The sequence below is a fragment of the Amycolatopsis decaplanina DSM 44594 genome, from assembly GCF_000342005.1.
Lineage (GTDB): Bacteria > Actinomycetota > Actinomycetes > Mycobacteriales > Pseudonocardiaceae > Amycolatopsis > Amycolatopsis decaplanina.
Map to the genome: position 1 here is coordinate 62,829 of NZ_AOHO01000026.1, position 20,523 is coordinate 83,351.

The 20,523-nt window shown below is 63.9% G+C and carries 13 protein-coding genes; 8 read left to right on the forward strand and 5 right to left on the reverse strand.

Translation table 11 applies throughout. The annotated features are described in order from the left end of the window. The first annotated feature begins 56 nt into the window (after positions 1–56). A complete protein-coding gene (locus tag H074_RS03725; protein WP_007028679.1) occupies positions 57–443 on the forward strand; it encodes a cupin domain-containing protein in 387 nt (128 codons plus the stop codon). On the opposite strand, the gene H074_RS03730 is transcribed toward H074_RS03725, so the two are convergent. From H074_RS03730 to H074_RS03745, 4 genes are read right to left on the reverse strand one after another with little or no spacing between them, the layout of a single operon-like run. Next, positions 440–1,657 carry a TIGR02679 family protein gene (locus tag H074_RS03730; RefSeq protein ID WP_039921426.1) on the reverse strand — a complete coding sequence of 406 codons (1,218 nt, stop codon included), beginning with the start codon at positions 1,655–1,657 and terminating at the stop codon, positions 440–442. The genes H074_RS03725 and H074_RS03730 overlap by 4 nt on opposite strands. Continuing rightward, a complete protein-coding gene (locus H074_RS03735) occupies positions 1,657–5,694 on the reverse strand; it encodes a TIGR02680 family protein (RefSeq protein WP_007028681.1) in 4,038 nt (1,345 codons plus the stop codon). The genes H074_RS03730 and H074_RS03735 overlap by 1 nt, the downstream gene beginning before the upstream one ends. After that, positions 5,691–6,884 carry a TIGR02678 family protein gene (locus tag H074_RS03740; protein WP_007028682.1) on the reverse strand — a complete coding sequence of 398 codons (1,194 nt, stop codon included), beginning with the start codon at positions 6,882–6,884 and terminating at the stop codon, positions 5,691–5,693. Before H074_RS03740 ends, H074_RS03735 begins: the two co-directional genes overlap by 4 nt. After that, positions 6,881–8,425: a TIGR02677 family protein gene (locus H074_RS03745; RefSeq protein ID WP_007028683.1), complete on the reverse strand. Its 1,545-nt coding sequence runs from the start codon at positions 8,423–8,425 to the stop codon at positions 6,881–6,883. The genes H074_RS03740 and H074_RS03745 overlap by 4 nt, the downstream gene beginning before the upstream one ends. Before the next feature lie 112 nt (positions 8,426–8,537). Between H074_RS03745 and H074_RS03750 the strand changes: the two genes are divergently transcribed. Genes H074_RS03750 through H074_RS03760 form a run of 3 tightly spaced genes read left to right on the forward strand, consistent with a single transcriptional unit; the run spans position 8,538 to position 10,461 of the window. Continuing rightward, entirely contained in the window at positions 8,538–8,834 is a 297-nt protein-coding gene (locus H074_RS03750) for a hypothetical protein (protein ID WP_007028684.1), read from the forward strand. Continuing rightward, positions 8,834–10,012 (forward strand): DUF6973 domain-containing protein, encoded by a 1,179-nt coding sequence (locus tag H074_RS03755; RefSeq protein ID WP_007028685.1) that lies wholly within the window; start codon positions 8,834–8,836, stop codon positions 10,010–10,012. Before H074_RS03750 ends, H074_RS03755 begins: the two co-directional genes overlap by 1 nt. A 2-nt stretch (positions 10,013–10,014) precedes the next feature. Further along, positions 10,015–10,461, forward strand: a complete 447-nt coding sequence (locus H074_RS03760) for a hypothetical protein (protein WP_235096651.1) — start codon at positions 10,015–10,017, stop codon at positions 10,459–10,461. A gap of 16 nt (positions 10,462–10,477) precedes the next feature. Here the strand turns inward: H074_RS03760 and H074_RS03765 are convergent, their stop codons facing one another. Then, positions 10,478–11,839: a DNA/RNA helicase domain-containing protein gene (locus H074_RS03765; protein ID WP_338022352.1), complete on the reverse strand. Its 1,362-nt coding sequence runs from the start codon at positions 11,837–11,839 to the stop codon at positions 10,478–10,480. Between the two features lie 15 nt (positions 11,840–11,854). Between H074_RS03765 and H074_RS42205 the strand changes: the two genes are divergently transcribed. The 4 genes from H074_RS42205 (at position 11,855) to H074_RS03780 (ending at position 19,959) form a co-directional block, all read left to right on the forward strand. Continuing rightward, the gene (locus H074_RS42205) at positions 11,855–12,346 is read left to right on the forward strand and encodes a hypothetical protein (protein ID WP_338022353.1); all 492 of its coding nucleotides are present in this window, start codon (positions 11,855–11,857) and stop codon (positions 12,344–12,346) included. Between the two features lie 564 nt (positions 12,347–12,910). Further along, the gene (locus H074_RS03770; RefSeq protein ID WP_007028689.1) at positions 12,911–15,994 is read left to right on the forward strand and encodes a BPTD_3080 family restriction endonuclease; all 3,084 of its coding nucleotides are present in this window, start codon (positions 12,911–12,913) and stop codon (positions 15,992–15,994) included. Beyond that, positions 15,984–18,722 carry a site-specific DNA-methyltransferase gene (locus tag H074_RS03775; protein ID WP_007028690.1) on the forward strand — a complete coding sequence of 913 codons (2,739 nt, stop codon included), beginning with the start codon at positions 15,984–15,986 and terminating at the stop codon, positions 18,720–18,722. The genes H074_RS03770 and H074_RS03775 overlap by 11 nt, the downstream gene beginning before the upstream one ends. Continuing rightward, a complete protein-coding gene (locus tag H074_RS03780) occupies positions 18,709–19,959 on the forward strand; it encodes a PIN-like domain-containing protein (RefSeq protein ID WP_007028691.1) in 1,251 nt (416 codons plus the stop codon). The genes H074_RS03775 and H074_RS03780 overlap by 14 nt, the downstream gene beginning before the upstream one ends. The last annotated feature ends 564 nt before the right edge of the window (positions 19,960–20,523 follow it).

The following is a 20,523-nucleotide window of genomic DNA, read 5'->3' on the forward strand; positions in this document are numbered from 1 at the left end:
AAGTGGAACTTTCTCCAGTTAACTAAGTGGAGGAACTTCCACTTAAGGAGACGCGGATGTCCGTCGAACACTTCACAAGCGACGACGCTTCGACCTGGTTCCAGCGGCTCGACCAGCGGATCTTCCTGGCCGACGTCGTCTCGCAAGACAGCGGCGCGGCGATGTCCGTCGGCTTCGCCCGATATGGGAAAGGGGAGAAGAACCCCTGGAAGATGACCTACGACGAGGCTCTCGTCATCACTTCCGGCACCTTCACCGTCGAGGGCCCGTCGGGTTCGGTGACGGCTCGGGCAGGCGAGGTGATCTACCTGCGAGTCGGGACCGAGTTGGTCTATGTGGCCGATGAGGACACAGAACTGGTCTACGTCACCTATCCGCATTGGCTGGCCGCCACGGAATCGTCAGCTGAGGCTCGTCGCCTCGACGACTTCCACCAGGCCTAGCGAAGATCCTCCAACAAGGCAGGGAGGACGAGTTCCTCTTCGACGCGCACCCCACGTCGCTCCAGTGCCGGCCGTAGTTCCGGATCCCAGGTCGCGTCCGCCGGCCTTCCCGTCAGCGGACCGCCTGTCGTGGTTGTCGTGATGTACGACGAAGCGTCGAAACGCCAGGGCTCCCAAGAAATCCGGTCTCGCAGGGTGTTCCCGATCCGAACGCCGCCCCAGTCGAAGTCGCCGTGATACCTGAAACCGGCGCCTTCCTCGGCGAGGAGGTCGAGCAGACGCCACACCGCGGCCGACGGCTGGCCGTTCACGCAGACGAGAGGAGGGCAGTCGGGACCCAGCTCATCGGCCGCCGAAGCGAGGACGATCGGGTTCTCGCAGACCGACACGACCCTTGTTCCGACGCCGAGCCGTGCGGTACTCAACTGGCGTAGCGTCAGGACAGACGGTTCACCGGCTTCCTTCGCCAGCGCCAGTATGCGACCGGTCACCGTGTCCGCGCCACCGGGCAAGCCGAGGCACAGCACGGACGAGGACAACTCGTCACGATGTACGCCGACCGCCGCCCAAGAGGTTCGCCGTTCGCCCGCTGTTCCGTCGCCGGATGGCGGGCTGCCACGGAGGACCCTCGCCGCCGAGAGGACGATCGTCGCCAACGGGCGCCCGTCGTCCAGGCCGTGCGCGTCGCCAGTGGTTTCCGCCGCGAGCCGCCCCAGCGCGATGCCCTTCAAGGGCAACTCGGCGAGAACGCGGACAGCCGCGGTGATCAACGCCGACGCGATCTCCGGATCGGAAGCCAACCTCCGGACCAAGCCGGTGGAGTCCAGCCACGCCCGCCACGTCGCCAGCATCGGACGTCGTGCGACCAGTTTGTCCAGCGGACCGAAAGCCGCCGTCCAGGCCGCGGCCTCGGTCGCCCTGACCGGAACGGTTCCGATCAGCAGCCTCGTCACGTCGTCCAGCCCGTCCGGGGCCGAACCGCTGCGACGAAGCACCGCGTCGACTTCGTCGAGAGAAACGCTCAACGAGGCACCAGTACCGGCCCGCCGGCCAAGCAATCGTTCGATGGCCCTGCGCTGGTCAAGCGTTGCCGAGCTGAGAGTGACGACTCCGCTCAACGGCCTGCCGGTGATCATTCGTCGGCGCAAACGGTCGAGCAGCCACGCCGTTTCTTCACCGCCCAGGAGCCTACGGAGGCGATCAAGGTCGGCCATCAGGCGCTCGGGACGTAGGGGAACGGTCGTTGTCGCTGGACACGCTCGCGGCCGTCCCAACGCCAAGGGGTCACGAGTACGGCGTCGATTCCGTCGCGCCGGGTGAGTTGCGCGATGGCCAGCCCCGGCACCTGCGGGTAGCAACCCCATTCGCGCTCGCTGGTCATCACGACGTCGAGGTCGAACGCGGCGAGCAGGCCGAGGCACTTGGCCCGTGAATCGTCGTCGACCCCGGCGAACGCTTCGTCGAGTGCGACAAGACGTGGTGTGTGGGGATTGGCCGAAGACGAGTAGAACGAGGAGGCCGCGGCGAAGAGCGGAACCGACGCGGCAAGTACCCGTTCGCCGCCGGACGCCGGTCCCGTCGCCGACCGCCACTGGCCGTCCTGGTAGCGCTGGATCGCGAATTCGTGCCAAGACCGATAGTCCAGCGCGCGAGTCAGTTGTTCGACCCAGCCACCCGCCGCGTCTTCAGCGTGCTCACGGTTGATCTGCTCCTGCAGGAACCCGCCGACGGCGGTCCGGTCCTCCACGCTCCAAGCATCAGCGGTCTGCCGTAACAACCGGTCCCGCACCCGATCGAGCCCGTCAGGCGCCGTTCGCGAAGTACGCCACTGCAACCGCAGGCGCATTCCGGTCGATGTCGGCCGGGCCTCCAGGTCGGTGTTGATGGACCGAACCTGATCCTCGGCGTTACCGATCAATTCTTGCAGCGTGCCCGCCACTTCGTTGATGAGGTGGTTCTCGAGGATCTCGCGTTCCTTCGCCGAAAGCAGGTTCGCCCGCTGCTCGTTCTCCACCGCCAAAGCGGCCACCAGTGCCGGAATGTCCTGGGCGCGCCCTTGGAACAGCACGTCGACGACGATGATCCCGTCCCGTACGGTCATGCCGACCGAATGGCCGTGCCTGGACAGCGCGTCGGTCAGCAGCTTGTGCTCAGCCGACACCTTCTGCTGAACCAGTTCCCATGGCCGGTCCGCGTCGTCCACGCCCTCCAGCGCGGCGTTGATGGCCCGCGCGAGGGCGACAGCCGGATTGGGAGCCCACTCCTTGTCCGGGTCAGGGAATGCCGATTCGGGAAGGGCTGTCGTCAACAGTCCCGTCGTCGCAAAAGCGCGCAGCTCACTGATGGCCTGGTCACGTTCGGCCACGGCGGTCGAGATCGAATCGCGAAGCGTCTCACGCCGCCCGTTGGCCGTACCCCGCTCTTCGTGCAAGACCCGTTCGTCTTCTCGCACCCGCTTCTCGCGGGCGTCCCGCTCGTCCAGTTCCGCCGCGACCGCGGCCAGCTTCCGGTAGAGCTCATCGACTCCCGCGCCGGCGGTCTCAACCAGTACGCGGTGGCGTTCCGCCACGGCTTCGGCTTCAGCGCGGGCTTCGGCGGCCGACTCTCGTGCTTCGTCGTGGCGTTCGGCGGCGGCCCGCTTCTCGTGTTCGGCCTTGGCCGATTCCGCCTTCGCCCGAGCCAGCGCCCGCGCCGCGGGCCAAAGTCCGGCAAGTGCCACCCGGTAGTCACCAACTGCTTTGTGGACGCGGGCCAACTCCTCGGGATCCGTTGGCAGACCGACGTCACCGGCGAATTCGATGACCTTCCCGCGTGTCCGCTCGGCCTCGTCGGCACACTCCTCGGAATCTGTGACGGCTTCGCCGAGGCGAACGTCGATCCGGCGTTTCGCCTTGTGCTCGCCGGCGAGCACGACATGGGCCTCACGGAGATCGTTGTCTTTCGGCTGAGCTCGGTGTTCCGCGGTGAGGGCGGTCCGCTGAGCGGTCAGGCCGTCCGCGGCGGCCGCCAGATCGGCAAGGCGTCGATCCAGCCGAGCGCTCTCCTCCCGCAGCCGATGAACCCGTTCCCTGCGCGCGGCTTCCCGAGCGCCTTCACCCAGGTAACCTGCTGTGTCCTTGTGCCACGCCCCGTTCAGCACGCCGACGGCGAACCTGCCGTCCACCGCGACCCACGTGTCCGCGCCGGGACCGAGACCGATCGAGCGCAAGATCGCGCCGACGACATCGTCAGTCAGGGCCGCGGCCTGAGGATCGGCCCGATCCACCGCCGGCGCGAGCACAGCGGTGAGGCCGCCTGACGGCGCGGTCTTACCGGGTTTGACGACCACGTCGCCGGTCAGCGTGCTGTGCAGTTCACCTTCCGGGGTCACCCAAGCGTCCAGAATGCCCGCGGCCTCCAACGCCGCTTCGAGTCCGGCTCGGTGCTCCGCGGCGACCCCGGGAACGAAGTCCACGACTTTCCACAGTGGAGCGCCAGGGCGGCCGGTTCGTACATCTTCGGCACGTGTGTAAGGCCTTGGCGGAGCGTCGTGCCCGCCCGCTTCCAGCCGTGCGATCTCGTCGATGATCGCTTGCCGATCGCTTGCCGCTCCTGCTCGTTCGGCGTCGAGGGTGGCTTGCCTGCGACCGAGTTCGGCGGTCGCCCGCAGCACGGCCTCCTCCACGGCCGATGCCGCGGGGTTGGCGCCGACGAGTGACTCGTTCCACGTGCCCAGCGAGTCGAGCAATTCGTCCACATCAGACAGTGTGAACTGCTTTGTGTTCGCCAGATAGGACCGGTAAGAGGCGACGAGGGCCGCACCGTGCCCGGCGATACTCTCCTCGGCAGCGGTGATCCGCTCGGCGGCACTCTGCTGCTCAGCGGTGATCCGGTCCACGCTTTCGCGCGCCGAACGCAACGCGGCTTCGGCCTGCGTCGCGGCATTGATCAACCGTTGCAGCTGATCGACCGCCTTGGTCTGCCGTTCGATGAGCGCCTGACCAGCTCGCTCATCTTCGTCGGCAATGACCGCGGAATGTCCATCGGCCACGTAGGCGGCCTCGGCGGCCTCTTGCGCGATCTCCTTGGCCTGCTCGAAAATCGCCGCATCGGTGCCGGCCGTCCGCTGCGCCGTTTCGGCTTGCTCCACACGGCGTCGCAGGTTGTCGGCGGCCGACAGCAGGTCGCGCTTCCGCAAATCCGCGAACCTGCCGAGTTTGGCGGCCTCTTCCCCCACTTGTTTCAGTGCTTCGGCGTCCCGCATTTCCGGACTGCTCCGCAGCGCGGTAAGTCGTGTCTCCAGCTGGGTCTTCGCGGTCGCCAGTTCATCGAGCAGCCGTTGTGTCTCTTCGAGTGCCAGGGTCGCCTTCTCGTAAGCGGCCTCGGCTTCGCCCAGCTCACGTCCGAGCCTTTCGTACGCGCTGTGGGTATGGCGAACCGGTGCCGCACGTCGTTTGGCCGCGATTCGGGAATAGCGTCTGTAATGTGTGAGGAACTGCTCGGCCGCCGTCTTCGCCTCGGCGAGGGCGCGTAAGGTTTCCCGCTCCTCGTCCAGACCACGGAAAGCCTCCGCGACCGTGGCCACCAGGGCCGGGTCGAGCGGCGGGAGTGCTTCGGTGAGCGCCCGGGACAGCAGTTTCTCGTCCGGCTTCTTCGACAGTTGTGGTTGCCGTAGCTGGATCAGCAGATTGACGAGTGCTTCGTAGCGGTGCGTTCCCAGCCCGAACAGCGCTTCGTCCACCGCGCGCCGGTATTCCGACGCTGTGTCGTATACCTGACCATGCCCCTCGACGGCGTCCTTGAGCTTCTCTCTGGTCAAGGCCACGCGGGTCGGGCTCACCAGGGAGAGGTCGTGTCCGATGCGCTGGTCGGTGACGAAGAACCAGTGCCTGGCGATGCCGCGTCCGGCGACGGCCTTGAGGCCACAGCCGAGTGTGCGGTACTCGGTGCTCCCGTCCGGAAGAGCACGACCGAATTCCAGCCAGGTGTAGCCGAGGCGTTCATTGTGCGGATGTTTCCCGCCGAGCAGCAGGTTCCATTCCATGCGTTTGTTGCGGTCGCCGTCCGGCTCCACCCGGTGTGCCGAGAGTTCGCCGTCGAGCAGGAACGGCAGGGTGAGCGCGAGTACCTTGGATTTGCCGGTTCCGTTGTTGCCGCGTAACAGCAAACGGCCGTCGTGGAAGTGGAACTCTTCGAGGTCGTAGTAGAACAGGTCGACAAGGCCCGCCCGGAGTGGTTGCCAGCGGGCCCTGTCCGGGACGGGCAAGGTCATTTCCCGGTCTTCCTCTCCCGGATGGTGGGCGCGTCGAGCCGGTAACGGCTGATCGCGGGCAGCGCGCGCACCATCGGCGGATCCCCCACGGAATCCTCGACGAGCCGCAGCGCGCGCAGCTTGTGCAACGCGATGGCGAGAAGTTCCTCGTCAGCGCCTTCTTCGGTGACTCCGCGACGCCAGTAGGAGGCGTGGTCACGGGCGATCTTCCTGACGTACGCCAGCACCCGCTCGATCGGCACCGGCCCGTTCCGTGCCGCGAGGTACTCGGCGACGAGCAAGGTGGCGTGACCATCGGTGCGCTGCTCCGGCATGCGTACATCGGTCAGTTCGTCGTCGGGGTCGACCATCGCGATGCCCTCCGCGCGGACTTCGGCGACCAGCCCGGTGGCTTCCTCGATCCGGTGCGTTATCGCATGCCGCTGGCCGGCCAGGTACGCCCGTTCGTCGTCGGCCAGCTCGTCGTAGTAGACCACTGGATCGTCGAGCAGGCGGCGAGTGAGCCGGTGGCGTAAAGCTCGATTACGCAAGTCATCGGTGTCGGCGACGGGTTCGTGGGCAAGCTCTTCGAGCCTGGTTTCGAAATCCGCGGCGTTGATCGTCGAAGGGCCACGGCCACTGGTCAGGAGCGTGGCCAGCACCCGGCGCTGTACGTCGTACAAGACGTCTCCGTTGTCGCTCAGATAGGCGTCTTCCTCGCCGGCGACACGTTCGAGGACACCCCAGGTGAGCAGCAATCTGACCGCGGCGACGAGATCCGAACGTTCGTCGCGCCTGCTCATCGTGAACGACACGCCCGCGTCGACCAGCTCGGGTTCACCCGCGGCGGCGAGCACGCCCTCGGCGAGACGGCCGAGAGTGATCTGCGCGTCGGCTCGTTCCAAGACGGCCAGCGCCAAGCAGAGCAGGACGTACCTGCGACGGCCGAACGGTGGTTTGCCCTTACCGTCCCTCGCCGGATGGGTCTGGTCGGTCAATGTCGGCACGGTTTTGAACAAGCGCGCGGATTCCGCGCCGACGAGAAGCCGCCAGCCCGTCTCCATGGCCAGCCAGTCACGCAGGTCCGCCGCGTGGCGCCGGACCAACCGCAGTACTTCGTCGTCCGTTCCCGCTGTCAACAACGGCTTGGCGAGCAGCGCCCGCAGGGCTTTCCGCTTCTGGGCGACGGCTTCCTCGCCGAGTACGGTCACGCGATCGCCTCCACCCGGCCGTTTCCGATCAGGTCGATGATCTCGATCAGGTGTTCCGGCCCGCGGAGAATTCCGTCCTCGGTGTCGATGCTCACCGTTCCGCCGCCGCGCACGAGGGTCAAGCGAACCTCCATCGTGCCGTCGCTCGTGGTGGTCCGGACTTCGTGATCGCCAGGGGCACGGGCCGAGAGCGCGTCGCCGAGAAGACCAAGGAAAAGCCGGAACGCCCGCGTGTCGAGCTCACCCAGCGCCGATAGTCGCGTCGGCCCCGGCGTCGCCAGCCGCTTACGTGCCGCGGCGACCTGCTCGGCTTCGAGAGCCGCCTGCTCGGCCAGTATCCGCCGCTGCTCCGCGCGGTCCGCGACCCGGTTGGGCTGGCCGCGCCGCTCGTAGGATCCCGTCCTGCGCAACTGCGGGCTGATGTGCACCCCGGCCGCTTCCCGCCACGGGGTGCTCGGCGCGGGTTGCTCTTCCTCCCACGCCGCAACGGTTTCGTTGTCGACCGTGAGGTGCCGAGCCGAACTGAGCCCGAACGCCGTCCGCCACAGGCGATGTGCCGCGTTGTCGTCCGGGGCCTCCGCGAACCACCGCGCCAAAGTGCGGAAATCCGCCGAGCGATCGGAGCGTCCGGAACGACGTTCGTTGAGCGCGGCCACCGTGTCGATGAGCTGGGTGATCGCCGTGACCGCGGCTCCGCGCAGCAGCCGCGCCTGTGACTGACGCCGAGAGTCGGCCGAGACGAACCAGTCGTGCAGCCCACGCCACCGATTTCGCCAAGTGGCGTAGCAGCTTTCGATGGCCGCCGCGTTCTCGTGATCATCAGGTGCGACATCGGCGGCTTCGCGTTTCGCGGCCACCATGAGGAGCTCGCGCACCCCGGCATCTTCGATCTTGCCGAGCAGAGTGGCGATCTCCGCACCCCTGTTCGCGAGGTCGGCGATGAAGCGGTTGACGTAGTCGATCAGCCGCTGTTTGTAGGCGAGGAACGCCTCCACGTCCCCGTCGGCGAAATCGATGACACGGCGTAGCGACGCCATGAACGCCTGCGCGTTGTCGGCCAAGCCGGTGAACCGTTCGGCGAGTGCGAGCAGCAGCAGATGCACCTTCGCCGGGTCGAGCTCCCGTGCCCCCGCCAGCTCCACGAGCGCCCGCAACTGCCCGGCGATGTCCTCCAGCGCCACCGATTGCAGCGACCCCCTGCGGCCCAATGCCTGGTCATAAACCGCTAATGCTTCTTCAGCGGCCTGGCCCGCCGCCGTGAGCTGGTAGAGGTACCGGGCGCGATGGAAGTCGGCGACACTGGTCACCCGGCTCGTATCCGGATCGGCCCGCAAGTTGCCCCAGTCGACGAGCTTGTCCAGCGCGTCCGCGACCTGCTCGATGTCACCCGGCCTGCCCAGATCCGTCGTGACGTCCTCAGGACGCATGTGAACGATGAATCGGTCCCTCGCCCGTGCGAACGTCAACAGGACGTCGCGATAGAGCGCCGCGTTCGGCGCACTGAGGTGCGCGAACGGCTGGGGCTCCTGGTCGGCGGTCACGATCCCATTATGGGGAGGGCACCGACAGTCTTGGCGCAACCCCTCCGAACGCCTGGTCAGCACGCTTGAACCTCCCAAACAGGACAAGTAGCCTCAAGTCGGGGAGGGGTAGATGACGGGGTTCGAAGCTGATCCGAAAGCCCTGCGCGCCGCGGCCGATCAGGCGAAGCGGGCCGCGGGAATTGTTCGCGAGCTGGATCTGGAGCGGATTGCGGCGCTTTCCAGCGCATTGACCGGTACGGAATCCGCAAAGACCGCTGCTGAGCTCGGTCCGCATTGGGAGAGCTCCATCGGCGTCTGGGCGAAGGGGGTGGATTCCTACGCGGCATCGCTGACCACCGCCGCAACTGCGTACCGCGCTCGCGATGACGACGGTGAGCAGGGATTCGACGGGGTGGGTGATAATTGATGGTCACGTGGGCCGATGTCAGCCAGTGGAAGGCTGACGGGATAGGACAGATCGGTGACCACTTGGCCGCGCAGAACCGCCAGGTGCTCGGCTTGCAGGATGAGATCGACGGCGCCAAGCCCGTCGGGTGGGCCGGAGAAGCAGCGGACGCGGCGGCCGAGAATCTCCGTGCCCGATGCCAGGAACTCGAAGATCTCGCGGCGCGATTGTCCGCGGCTGTGAAGATCATTGATAACACTGAGCAGGCAGTGCGCGATTTGGTGCGCAGTGTCGAGACGACCGAGGATTTCGCCGCCAAGAACGGCTTCCGCATCGACAACGGCAAGGTCGTCGAGACCGAGGATGCCACTGGTTTTCTCTCTAGCGTGCTCTTGCAGGTCGAGGTGGAAGCCATCTTGGCCCGCGCCGGCCAGATCGACACCGAACTGAACTCCGTGCTCAAGCGCATCCTGGCCGGCGAGATCGGCGACGCCGGTGCGACGACGTTGGCGGCGGCCGCCATGGCAGGCGAAGACCGTATCGCCGACGAACAGCGACACCGCGATCTCTTGGCGAAGTACCAGGTCAAAACAGACGGTACGACAGTGTGGCCGAGCGGTCTGACCGGCTGGCTCGCGGAACGGGCGGGTTTCTCGAAGGAGAAGATCACCCAGGCCGAGGCCAAGCTGCTCGACGATCTGCAGATGCGCAAGGGTTTGCTCGGACTTAAGGAGTTCGCCGACATCCGGCAGGACGCCTTGCATGTCGCCGAGGGCAAGTTCGAGGGTAAAGGCCTGACCGATGGGCACGCTGACGCATTCCGCCATGCTTACTGGAACGCGATGATGACACAGCGGTATGGAGAGGAATGGGCCCGCGAATTCGCCACGGCGCACGAACGGAACCCGACCAGTCACCACGTCCCGGTGGCCATGGACCTGCACAACAACGAAGTCGGTCGCTCGATCGCTCGAGCTCACCCGGACGCCAGTCCCGAGGAACTGGCGAACCTGGTCGAACAAGCGGTCAAGGACGGCAAAATGGTGGTGATCGACAAGAACGACACACTGGTATCGTCCAACGAATCGCCTCCTGGCGAGACCCGCGAAACCAAGAACAAGCCTTGGCCCACGGACAATCCGGGGCGCAATGACGACCACGACCCCGGCGAACCGTCGGCGACTCCGGACCAATACTGACCATGCGCTTGATAGTGACTCTGCTCGCCCTGCTCGCCCTCGTGGCGGGCTGCGGCACGAGCACCCCAGGAGTGACAGTGGAATTCGACGAAGGTCTCGAGAAAACGATCGGCGACCTCGCCAAGTCAGGCGGCTCGCGTCCGCTCAAGGAACTGGCGCCCGGCGATTGGACGTCGGTGCAGGTCCTCACCGGCCCCGCTTCTGGTGCGCGAATCGAACGCGAACTCGGCAGGCCCGTCACGGTCGAGGGGGATGGCACACACAGTGGAGACTATGTCCAGGACGGCAATCTGCTGGTGTTCGACCGTGACGGTGCCACCACGCGGATGGTCAGCCTCGGCACTCTCGCCGCCCTCGGTGAGGGCAAGTACCGTGCGGACGTGGTTCTGCAGGCACGGGGTGGCGCCATCACGATGACGGACCCGGACGGACGTCCCGCAGGCGGCTGACCGGAGCGTCGTAGGGCTATCCGGTCATCTCCTCCAAGAACGCTTGGGTCTCGGGGTCAGTCGAATAGACGGCGGTGCCACGCATCCCGCGGGTGAGCAGGACCTTGTAGGTGTTCTTGATCAGCGCACCGAAATGCAGTTCGTCGGCCCGTTTCACGGCACTGTCCTCGGAGTTCTGACGCTGAGGAATCCACATGCCGTCGCGCCGAACGAGATCGGAGCCGAAGATGACTCCGGACCAGTCGTACTCGAATCCCTGCGCGGTGTAGATGCAGCCCACTTGCCCGAAGCCGCGTTCGTCAGTGGCCCAGTAGTTGGATTCCGGGACACCGGCCACGGCCTTGTTCCGCTCCGACTTCGCGTTCCAAGGACGTTGCCAACCGCCGATCCTGACGTCGTCGACCAGCGCGCGGCCGTCCGGAGTCATCACCGGATCGCTCCAAGGCCAGCAGAAACCGGCGGCGAGCCGGGGCACTCCGCCGTGTAACTCCTTTTGGTGCAGCACCCATGACTCCAGTGCTTGCGGCGTTGCGGCACTCGACACCGTGATGCCCTCGTCCAGAGGGCCCGCGAGCTTGCTCCATGGGACAGGTGGTTCGACATTCTGCCCCAGGCCCAGCAGTCGGGCGACCCAAGTGTCGTAGGAGACAGAACCACCGCAGCGCAACTGATCGTGCAGCCGGACGACCTCCACCTTGCATCCGAGTGCCTCGGCCGCAGCGGAGATTTCGCGCAGAGAACCCATCTCGCCGGGCCGCACGATCTGATTCTCGTCGAGCAGGAACACCGGCACGGTGGCAACGTTGATCAGTTCGTTGATCTGGCGACCAGCGCGGTCGCGCTGCTCCTTCTTCGTGTACTGCGTGACGCCTTTCTCGCGAATGCGGTGGGCTTCGTCGCAGATGAGGACGTCGAGTTCTCGCGGCTGACAGCCGACGTAAGTGTTGAAGTATTTGAACAGGCCCTGTACGCGTGTACTTCCGCGACCGGCGTATTTCCGCATCGTCTGGGTGAAGGACTTGGAGCCGGTCGCGTGGTGGACGGCGAGGCCGCGGCGAGCCAAATCGCCGAGGAGACTCAACGCGATCACACTTTTGCCTGATCCTGGACCGCCCTCGACGATGACGACGGTACGAGTCTGGGCCGCGCGAGAACGTTCGACAGCCTGCATCACCAGTTCGTAAGCGACCTTTTGTTCGTCGAGCAGGACGAACTGTTCACGATCCCGGATCTCCGCGGCCGCGAGCGCCAGCAACGGTTTGGTCGGGCGATGTTCGAAGCCAAGGAGTTCGTCACCTGCGGCGAGGTTGCTTCCTCGCTCCGCCGCCTTGTCGAGCACAGCGTTGAATGCCTGTCGGAGGTCGGCCTTGTCGTCCATCGTGAACAGCCGCCCGTGTTCGCTGACCTCGTACTGGAGGAGGCCGTCGATATCGGCACGGCGGGCGTTGTGCAGGTACGCGATCCCGCGGACTGCCCGGGGACGCTCGGCGAGCGCCGGGGTGTGGTCCACGAAGTACTGGCAGTACCCGCGCACTTGATCGACCGGATGGAGGTGCAGCCCGGGAAGCCCGGGGATGTTGAGCACCTGGGCAAGGTGGACTTCGGCCTTCGACCATTGCTTGAGCTCGACGAATACGAACGAGCTTTGCCCGGTGCGGGGGTGCGTTCCGCACAGGATGACGTCCACACGTTGTCTACTGTGGGGAAGCTGGTGCTCGAGGAGGACTTCGACGTCTTCGAGTCCCGCGTCGATCAGGTCGCTCAGCAGGACGGGGAGGCTCTTCTGCCAGGAGACGACCTCACCCGTCCCAGCCCTGGTACCGAGCACGTATCCGGACTGCTCGCGCAGCCTCTGATGAAGGCTGCCTGCCCGAGCCTCGACTAGAAGGTCGGCTGCTCGGCCGCGTGCAAGTGCCACCTCGTCCCCTCCCCAGGGCGTGCGTCATCGACGTACGGATGGGGGACAACAACGAGGTGACTCGGTGTCCGTCGGACCGTTCAGACCAGGCTAGTGGATCGCGGTCCCCGATGCGGTTCACCGGGCCGGGGAGCGTTTCGGCTACAGATGGTTCGCGCGATGCGTCAGCGGGCATCTCCACCCCCGGTTCATGGTCAGGTTGTAGCTCACTAGTGTGAGTGCGCACGCTGGGCTCTGAGTAAGAGTGACTACGCGACCTGCTCGGGGACGACGTCTGCAAGGCGGCCACCACACAGGCGTTTGCGCGGGCAAGTGGTGACGATGCTGTAACCGATCAAGACTTGCTACCGACTGACCTCCCGTGACCCTGCGTAGTCCGCGTACCCCACTCGGCCGGGAGTGGCCTGACCATGTGCCAACGCGTCCAGCTACGGCCTCGAGGTCATGGGGGCACGGTCGGTGCTGCGCGCCCTTCTGCACACAAGTCCCCACTAGCATGCTGACCATGGAGAGGGAGGGGGCAGCGCTGGCATGACGAAACCGATCGACAATCCGATCCTCAATTCGCCGTACGAGCAGCCGGACCGGCACTATGCAATCGGACCGCAGGGGCCGACGGGAGAAATCCAGGTCGGTCGCCGACCGAGCGAGTCCTTCGTCCCGATCGCCGCCACCAAGAAGCGCAGGCGTGGGCAAGATGACCCGGCGCAGGTCGAGTTCGACTTCGACGCCACCGGTGAACGGCGTGAGCGCAACAGTCTGATCAACGACATCCGGCGGGATCTCGCCAAGTGGCGCCGGGGTGGCGAGTACGCCGGTGTCAGCCCGATCAGCCGTAAGCTGCTCCAACATTGGGCCGACCCCGCGCGAGAGAACCGAGTTCTCTTCTGCCAGCGCGAAGCTGCCGAGACTGCCATCTTCCTGGCCGAGGTGGCCGGTCGTAGCCACGGGTACGCCGACTGGCGAAAGCGGCTGGAACCCGAGAACGCGGCACACAACGGCGGTCTGCCACGGATGGCTCTGAAGATGGCCACTGGCTCCGGCAAGACCGTCGTGATGGCCATGCTGCTCGCTTGGCAGACCCTCAACAAGGTGCAGTCGCCCCGGGATCAGCGCTTCACTAACCGATTCTTGGTCGTAGCGCCCGGCATTACGATCAAGGATCGTCTCCGCGTGCTGCTGCCGGAAGACCCAGAGAACTACTACGACCAGCGGGAGCTGATCCCGGCTGACCTCAAGGGTGGCCTGGAACACGCCAGGATCGTCATAACCAACTATCACGCCTTCCAGCTCAAAGACGCCAAGGAGATCAAGGGCGTTTCGAGGAACACTCGACTCTTGCTCAAAGGAGATCGGACGGAGGACGCGTTCAAGGAGACGCCGAAGGCCATGGTCAGCCGGGTATTGCGCGATCTCGGCGGAGGAGGTGCCGACAAGCAACAGATCATGGTATTCAACGATGAGGCGCATCACTGCTACCAGGACCGGCCGATCCCGGCGGACGCGAACGCCGGTCAGCTCAGCAAGGACCAGCGAGAGGCCAATGATCAGGCCCGAGTCTGGTTTCGGGGATTGCATGCCATCGCGCGGCACATCGGGATCAAGCAGGTGTTCGACCTGTCGGCGACGCCGTTCTACCTCAATGGATCCGGCTATCACGAGGGTCACCTGTTCCCGTGGACCGTCAGTGACTTCTCCCTGATGGACGCGATTGAGTCGGGCATCGTGAAGGTGCCGAGAACCCCAGTCGATGACGACGCCGACCACGAACTGGTGGTCTATCTCCGCCTCTGGGATTTCGTGGGCAACCAGTTGCCTAAGGGAACGGCGCGGAACAAGGTCAAGGATTGGGCGCCACCTCCGGAACTCGAGGGTGCGTTGCGGAGCCTGCATCGGAGCTACCGGCGGGCCTTCGAACACTGGGAGGCCTCGCTTCAACAGCAAGACGAGACGCCGCCAGTGTTCATTGTCGTCTGCCCTAACACCACTGTGAGCAAGCTCGTCTACGACTGGATCGCGGGCGAACAGGTGTTGGACGCCAATGATACGGTTATCGCGCACAAGGCTGGCAATCTGAGCCTGCTCAGCAACGTAGTCGAGGGTAAGCCGCTGGCCAGACCGCGCACGATCCTCATTGATTCGGCTCAGCTCGAGTCCGGTGAAGGCATGAATCCCGTCTTCAAACGGGACGCCGGCGCCGAGATCGCTGCCTTCAAGGCCGACTATCGCCGCCGCTATCCCGGGGCAGACGTCGAGAAGATCACCGATGAAGAACTTCTTCGCGAGGTGATGAATACCGTCGGCAAGAAGGGCAAACTTGGCGAGCAGGTCCGTTGCGTCGTGAGCGTTTCTATGCTGACCGAAGGCTGGGACGCCAATACAGTCACACATATCCTCGGCGTCCGCGCTTTCCGCAGCCAGCTTCTCTGCGAGCAGGTCGTCGGCCGGGGCCTGCGCCGCAGGTCGTACGCGGTCAACAAAGCAGGCTACTTCGAGCCCGAGTACGCCAACGTTTACGGCATTCCGTTCCAGTTCATTTCGTCGGACAAACCGACAACAGAGCCAGCGCCACCGAGACCGGTCCAGGAGGTCGAAGCCCTCGCGGGCCGCGAGCATCTGCGCATCACCTTCCCTAATCTTCTCGGCTACCGCGTGGAGCTGCCAGACGAGCAGATCTGGCTCGACCTCGAGCAGGCGTCCACGTTCGAGATCGGCCCCAACACAGTTCCCCGCTGGGTCGAGATGAAAGGGGTCGTCGGCAGTGGTGAGCGGGAAGGCGGCGACGAGCGCGAATACCGTCCGCAGGAAGTTGCCTACGCGCTCGCGAAACGCGTTCTCGACGACCAGTTCACGACCGCCGGCAACAGGCGGCCCTGGCTGTTCCCTCGACTTGCCGACATCTGCCGAGAGTGGATCAGCCGGCGGGTCGTCCTGGCCGACGGCTACAACCTCGGCTATTTGATGACCATCACCGAGGCACAGGCCGAGGCCGCGGAGAAGATCTGGGAAGCGATCACTCGGGTGGCGGACCGTCGGGGCCGATTGCGGCCGATGCTGAACCGCTTCACCCCGCGAGGTTCGACCAAGGACGTGTATTTCCACACACGTAAGGCCACGGTGAGAACGGATAAGTCAGAGGTCTCGCACGTAACCCTGGACGGCAGAGACGGCAACACCTGGGAACAGTTGCTGGCGGCCGAAATGGAGCTGAACCCTAACGTCAGGTCGTATGTCAAGAACGACCATCTCGGCTTCGCTATCCCGTACGTCTACAAAGGACGAACGCACACTTATCTGCCGGATTTTCTGGTGCGCCTCCAGCCGCTCGAGGGCGAAGATTTCGATCGCATGCTGATCGTGGAGGTGTCGGGAAGTCGGAAGAGTCCCGGGCCCACGCAGGTCAAGGCGACGACGGCGCGGGAATCGTGGTGCGCTTCGGTGAACAACCATAGAGGCTTCGGCCGCTGGGGTTTCATCGAGATGCGTGACCCTCTGACCTTCAAGGTGCATCTCGCCGAGGCGATACAGGCGTTGTATGGAGATTTGCCGATCATCGGCGATCCAGATCTGCTCGATTTCTCTGAGAGGGATGTGAGGAGCGCTCGTGGCGCGTAAGCAGGCAGCCAAGGGGCCCACCCCCGTCGACGCAATCAAGCACGGCGACAAGCGCACCAACATTCCGACGGCCGACGCACACGAATTCGTCGACCCGACTTTGGAAGAGGTTCGCAAGGTTCGCTACTCTCGGGACGAGACACTCGACCCGCAGCTGGTCTGGCGCGGCAAGTACCCGCCCATCGGCGACGCGGACTCGACCGACAACGATCTCGTCACCGATGCGCCGCCGATCTACATCCAGGAGAAAATCGACCCCCGGGTGTTGATCGAGAACCTCCGGCGCACCTCCGAGCATGAAGCGGAACAGCCGGAACTCGCGCTTTTCGAGTCCTTCGACGGCCTGGACGAAATGGACCAGATCGACTTCTATCGCCACGATGCGAACTGGTCGAACCGGATGATCCTCGGTGATTCACTTCAGGTGATGTCCTCACTCGCCGAGCGGGAGCGGCTACGCGGCAAGGTTCAGATGATCTATCTTGACCCGCCATACGGCATCAAGTTCGGCTCCAACTGGCAGGCTTCGGCCAGGAGTCGAGACGTCAAGGACGGCAAGCTCGAGGACGCCGCCCGCGAGGCCGAACAAATTAAGGCGTTCCGGGATACGTGGGAAGATGGAATTCAATCCTACTTGTCTTACTTGCGTGACCGCCTGTTCGCGGCTCGCGACTTGTTAACCGAGTCAGGGTCCTGCTTCGTCCAGATTGGTGATGAAAACGTCCATCTCGTGAGAAGCCTGATGGATGAGGTGTTCGGCTCTGAGAACTTCATCAGCCAAATTGTCCTCAAGACAACTAGCGGCGCGGGGAGCCCTTCGGGTGGAACTCTTGCGCTTGCAGGTGTCAGCGATCATATAATTTGGTACGGGAAGGATCGTGAACAGCTGAAATATCGGCAGATCCTTACCGGCAAGTCTCGTGGTCAGGGTAGCGATCTATACAAGCGAGTTAGGCTCCCTGACGGGTCCTCGCGGGCCGCAACAAAAGACGAATTGAATGAGCCTTCTCTGCTTCCTGAAGGGGCTAGGTTATTTCGCCCAGACAATCTGACGTCTCAAAGCTCGGGGGCACCGCAGTTCTTTGACGTCAAGATCAACGACACAGTTTACCCAGTGGGCAAGAGCGGATGGAAAACTAGCCGAAGTGGCATGGATCGCCTAGTTGCTGCTGACAGAATTTTTATTACCCGCAACGGCACCTTGCAGTATGTCCGCTTTCTGGACGACTTTCCAGCCATGCCAATCAACAATGTTTGGACCGATGTTGGAACAGGCTCTTTCACAGAAGAAAAGATCTACATAGTTCAAAGTAACACAAAAGTAATACAGCGTTGTATGTTGATGTGCACAGATCCTGGAGATCTCGTGCTCGACCCCACGTGCGGAAGCGGTACGACAGCATTCGTAGCTGAGCAATGGGGCCGCCGGTGGATCACGATCGACACCTCCCGTGTCGCGCTGACCCTCGCGAGGCAGCGAATCATGGGGGCAAAGTATCCATGGTATCTGCTCGCAGACTCAGCTGAAGGGCACGCAAAAGCGCAGTCAATGACGGCGCAGACGCTGCCGCAGCAAGAGTTCACTGACGACATCCGACATGGCTTTGTGTACGAGAGAGTCCAGCACGTCACGCTGAAGTCGATTGCGAACAACCCCGACATCAAAGAAGGCATGAGTCGCTCGGAGATCGATGTCGCGATTAAGCGGCACGCCGACTTCGAACTGCTCTACGACAAACCCTACGAAAACAAAAAAAGGCTCCGAGTTTCCGGGCCGTTCACCGTCGAGTCGCTGAGCCCGCACCGTTCGCTTGCCTTCCCGGGCGGATCTGGCGACACGACCCATGAGTCGGGTGGCGAGACCGAGGCGGCCAAGGACGCGGACGCACCGAACTTCGAACAGTCGATCCTCGACAACCTTGCCAAGGCCGGTATTCAGAATGGCACCCGTTCCGAGCGGATCACTTTCGCGTCTTTCGAGAGCTACGCCGGTGAGTACATTCAGGCGGTCGGTGAGCAAGCAGGTGACGAAGCGACACGGGTGGCCCTCGCGATCGGGCCACAGTACGGCACTGTGAGCCCGTCCTACGTCAAGAAGGCGGCTCGCGAGGCGATCAATGCGGAAGATGTCGACCTGCTGTGCATCTTGGGATTCGCGTTTGACGCTCAGGTCACCGGTCTGACCGACGACGACGGTGTGACCGTGGAAGCCTCTGATGAGGGATTCGCGAACGTGGCGGCCATCCGCAAACTGGGCCGGATCCCGACCCTGATGGTACGGATGAACGCGGACCTGCTGATGGGCGAGGAGCTCAAAAAAACCGGTGCTGGCAACCTCTTCACGGTATTCGGCGAACCAGATATCGAGCTCGATGAGACCGCGGACGGCCTCGTCGTGCATCTGAACGGCGTCGATGTCTACGATCCGACGACCGGCGAAGTGCGCAGCAAGGACACTGGGCAAATTGCCCTTTGGATGATCGATACCGACTACAACGAGGAGTCCTTCTTCGTTCGTCACTGCTATTTCACGGGCGGCAACGACCCGTACAAGGGACTCAAAAGGGCGCTCAAGGCCGACATCGACGCTGACGCATGGGAGTCGCTATACTCCATAACCTCGCAGCCGTTCGCCAAGCCGGAAACCGGTAAGATCGCCGTCAAGGTCATCAACGACTATGGCGACGAAGTCATGAAGGTTTTCGGAGTTGGCGATGGCGCCCGCTAACGGCCCGCTCGACGGCGGATTCGATGGCCTGATCCCGCAAACGGACGACGACGTCCGTGGTGCCATGGTGGGTGGGTTGCTGAGTCTTGACGCCAACGTGCTGCTTAACTTCTACCGCTACAGCCCCAATGCCCAAAGCGCACTGCTGGAGGTACTTCGTGCAGTCGGCGACCGGGTCTGGGTGAGTCATCAGGCGGCTCGAGAGTTCTGGCGCAACCGATGTGCGGCGATCGATGACCGAAACAAGGCGACCGAAGATGTCCGGAGGACACTCCAGGATAACGAGAAGAAAACCCTGCACGGGCTCGACGTCTGGGCCAAGCAGACGGCGGTTCCAGCCGAGATCAAAGATCGTGTTCGAGGCAGATTGAAGGCGGGTTTCTCTGAAGCCCTTGAGTTGATCGATGCCGAGGCTGGCCAGGCCGGCAGGGTCACCTATGGCGCCGCGACCGACTCGGTCGTCATCATGTTGCGCGAGTTACTCCAAGGTAAGGTCGGGCCTCGGCTGCCAAAGGACGAGCACCAGAATGCGGTGGTTGAGGCGCGACGCCGGGTCATAAGCCATATCCCGCCCGGATACAAGGATGCGGAGAAAGAAGGCGGGCCTGGGGAAGACGGCGCCTCGGGGGATTATCTAGTCTGGTATCAATCGGTGCTCGAGGCCAAGCTGCGCGATCTGCCATTGGTCATCGTCACCGGCGATGAAAAAGAGGACTGGTGGTGGAGACATCGAAATATTCTAATGGGGCCGCGATCCGAGTTGATCGATGAGTTCTCGGGTTACAGCGAGCACGGGCTGTTTTTGATTCGACCGGTACAGCTCATCGAGCATGCCGCCGTGCTCGATGTCACGGTCAGCGAGGAGGCTGCGTCCGACGTTGCTCGAGGCAGCATCGCGGCGGAAGAACCCAGGTGGTCGGCGGAAGCGGTCCGCGAACTGTTGCGACGCCTTGACGTCGAGGGTGCGGTCCAAGCCGAAGTCATCCGGTTTGCTGCCAGCCAGGGCGGACTTATCGACAGGGAGAAGGTTTACGAAATCGGGGATTTCCATAAGGACCGAATGCTTCGCGGTTTCACCCGGCCAACCGCGCGAATTACCCGTGACCTGCAAAGCGAGGGGTTGCTAGATGAAGGGGTCGAACCGATGCTGACGCCCGTCTATCAGGACGTTATCGCGATCAGATTCGAGATCCCGCTGGACGTAGTGGAGATACTAGCTGCTGACACCAACGGCTAGCTGGCCCGGATGACCAGCACGCGCGAATGAGGTCGAAGTGGCGCCAGCGCAATGGGCAGAGTTCGCCCTGGCTGGCGTCTATGACCATGGCCCGAGGTTCGGGGGTGTCTCGGCGTCCGAGCTGGGGTTGTGGTCGATCCAGCCCTAGCGGGTAGCGCGGTGGTAGACGCCATCGAGCAGATAGTGGATCTTGCATACCGTGGCGGGGGTGACGGGTCTGCAGTGGTGCGTCGGTCCCGTATAAGCGGAACTGGTCGCGGCAGCGGAAGAGTTCGACGTAGTAATGAGCTAGCAGCTTTGGAGTGCTCGCGGAGAGCCGCGGGTGTTCCAGTAGCGGCTGCACGACGGGTGGCGGCCTCCGCGTCGTCGAGTGCGATGGCCCAGCGGGGTGACCATGTGCGCGGTGATGAGAGGATCGGTGCCGCCATTAAGCCACGCCCGGAGGGACGGCGTTGGGGAGGCGGTTGATGGAGCTGCGGGCACCCGCAGGAGGAGGCAATGTTGCCGCGACTTACCGTCGCGCGGAGATCTCGACATAGTTCTTGGAACTAAACCGTCCAGCGC

Excerpts from the sequence above, each read along its gene's own strand:
- H074_RS03780 (WP_007028691.1), top strand. The coding sequence starts at position 18,709 with ATGGCGCCCGCTAACGGCCCGCTCGACGGCGGATTCGATGGCCTGATC.
- H074_RS03725 (WP_007028679.1), top strand. The coding sequence starts at position 57 with ATGTCCGTCGAACACTTCACAAGCGACGACGCTTCGACCTGGTTCCAG.
- H074_RS03730 (WP_039921426.1), bottom strand. The coding sequence starts at position 1,657 with ATGGCCGACCTTGATCGCCTCCGTAGGCTCCTGGGCGGTGAAGAAACG.
- H074_RS03735 (WP_007028681.1), bottom strand. The coding sequence starts at position 5,694 with ATGACCTTGCCCGTCCCGGACAGGGCCCGCTGGCAACCACTCCGGGCG.
- H074_RS03765 (WP_338022352.1), bottom strand. The coding sequence starts at position 11,839 with ATGGACGACAAGGCCGACCTCCGACAGGCATTCAACGCTGTGCTCGAC.
- H074_RS03760 (WP_235096651.1), top strand. The coding sequence starts at position 10,015 with ATGCGCTTGATAGTGACTCTGCTCGCCCTGCTCGCCCTCGTGGCGGGC.
- H074_RS03770 (WP_007028689.1), top strand. The coding sequence starts at position 12,911 with ATGACGAAACCGATCGACAATCCGATCCTCAATTCGCCGTACGAGCAG.
- H074_RS03755 (WP_007028685.1), top strand. The coding sequence starts at position 8,834 with ATGGTCACGTGGGCCGATGTCAGCCAGTGGAAGGCTGACGGGATAGGA.
- H074_RS03750 (WP_007028684.1), top strand. The coding sequence starts at position 8,538 with ATGACGGGGTTCGAAGCTGATCCGAAAGCCCTGCGCGCCGCGGCCGAT.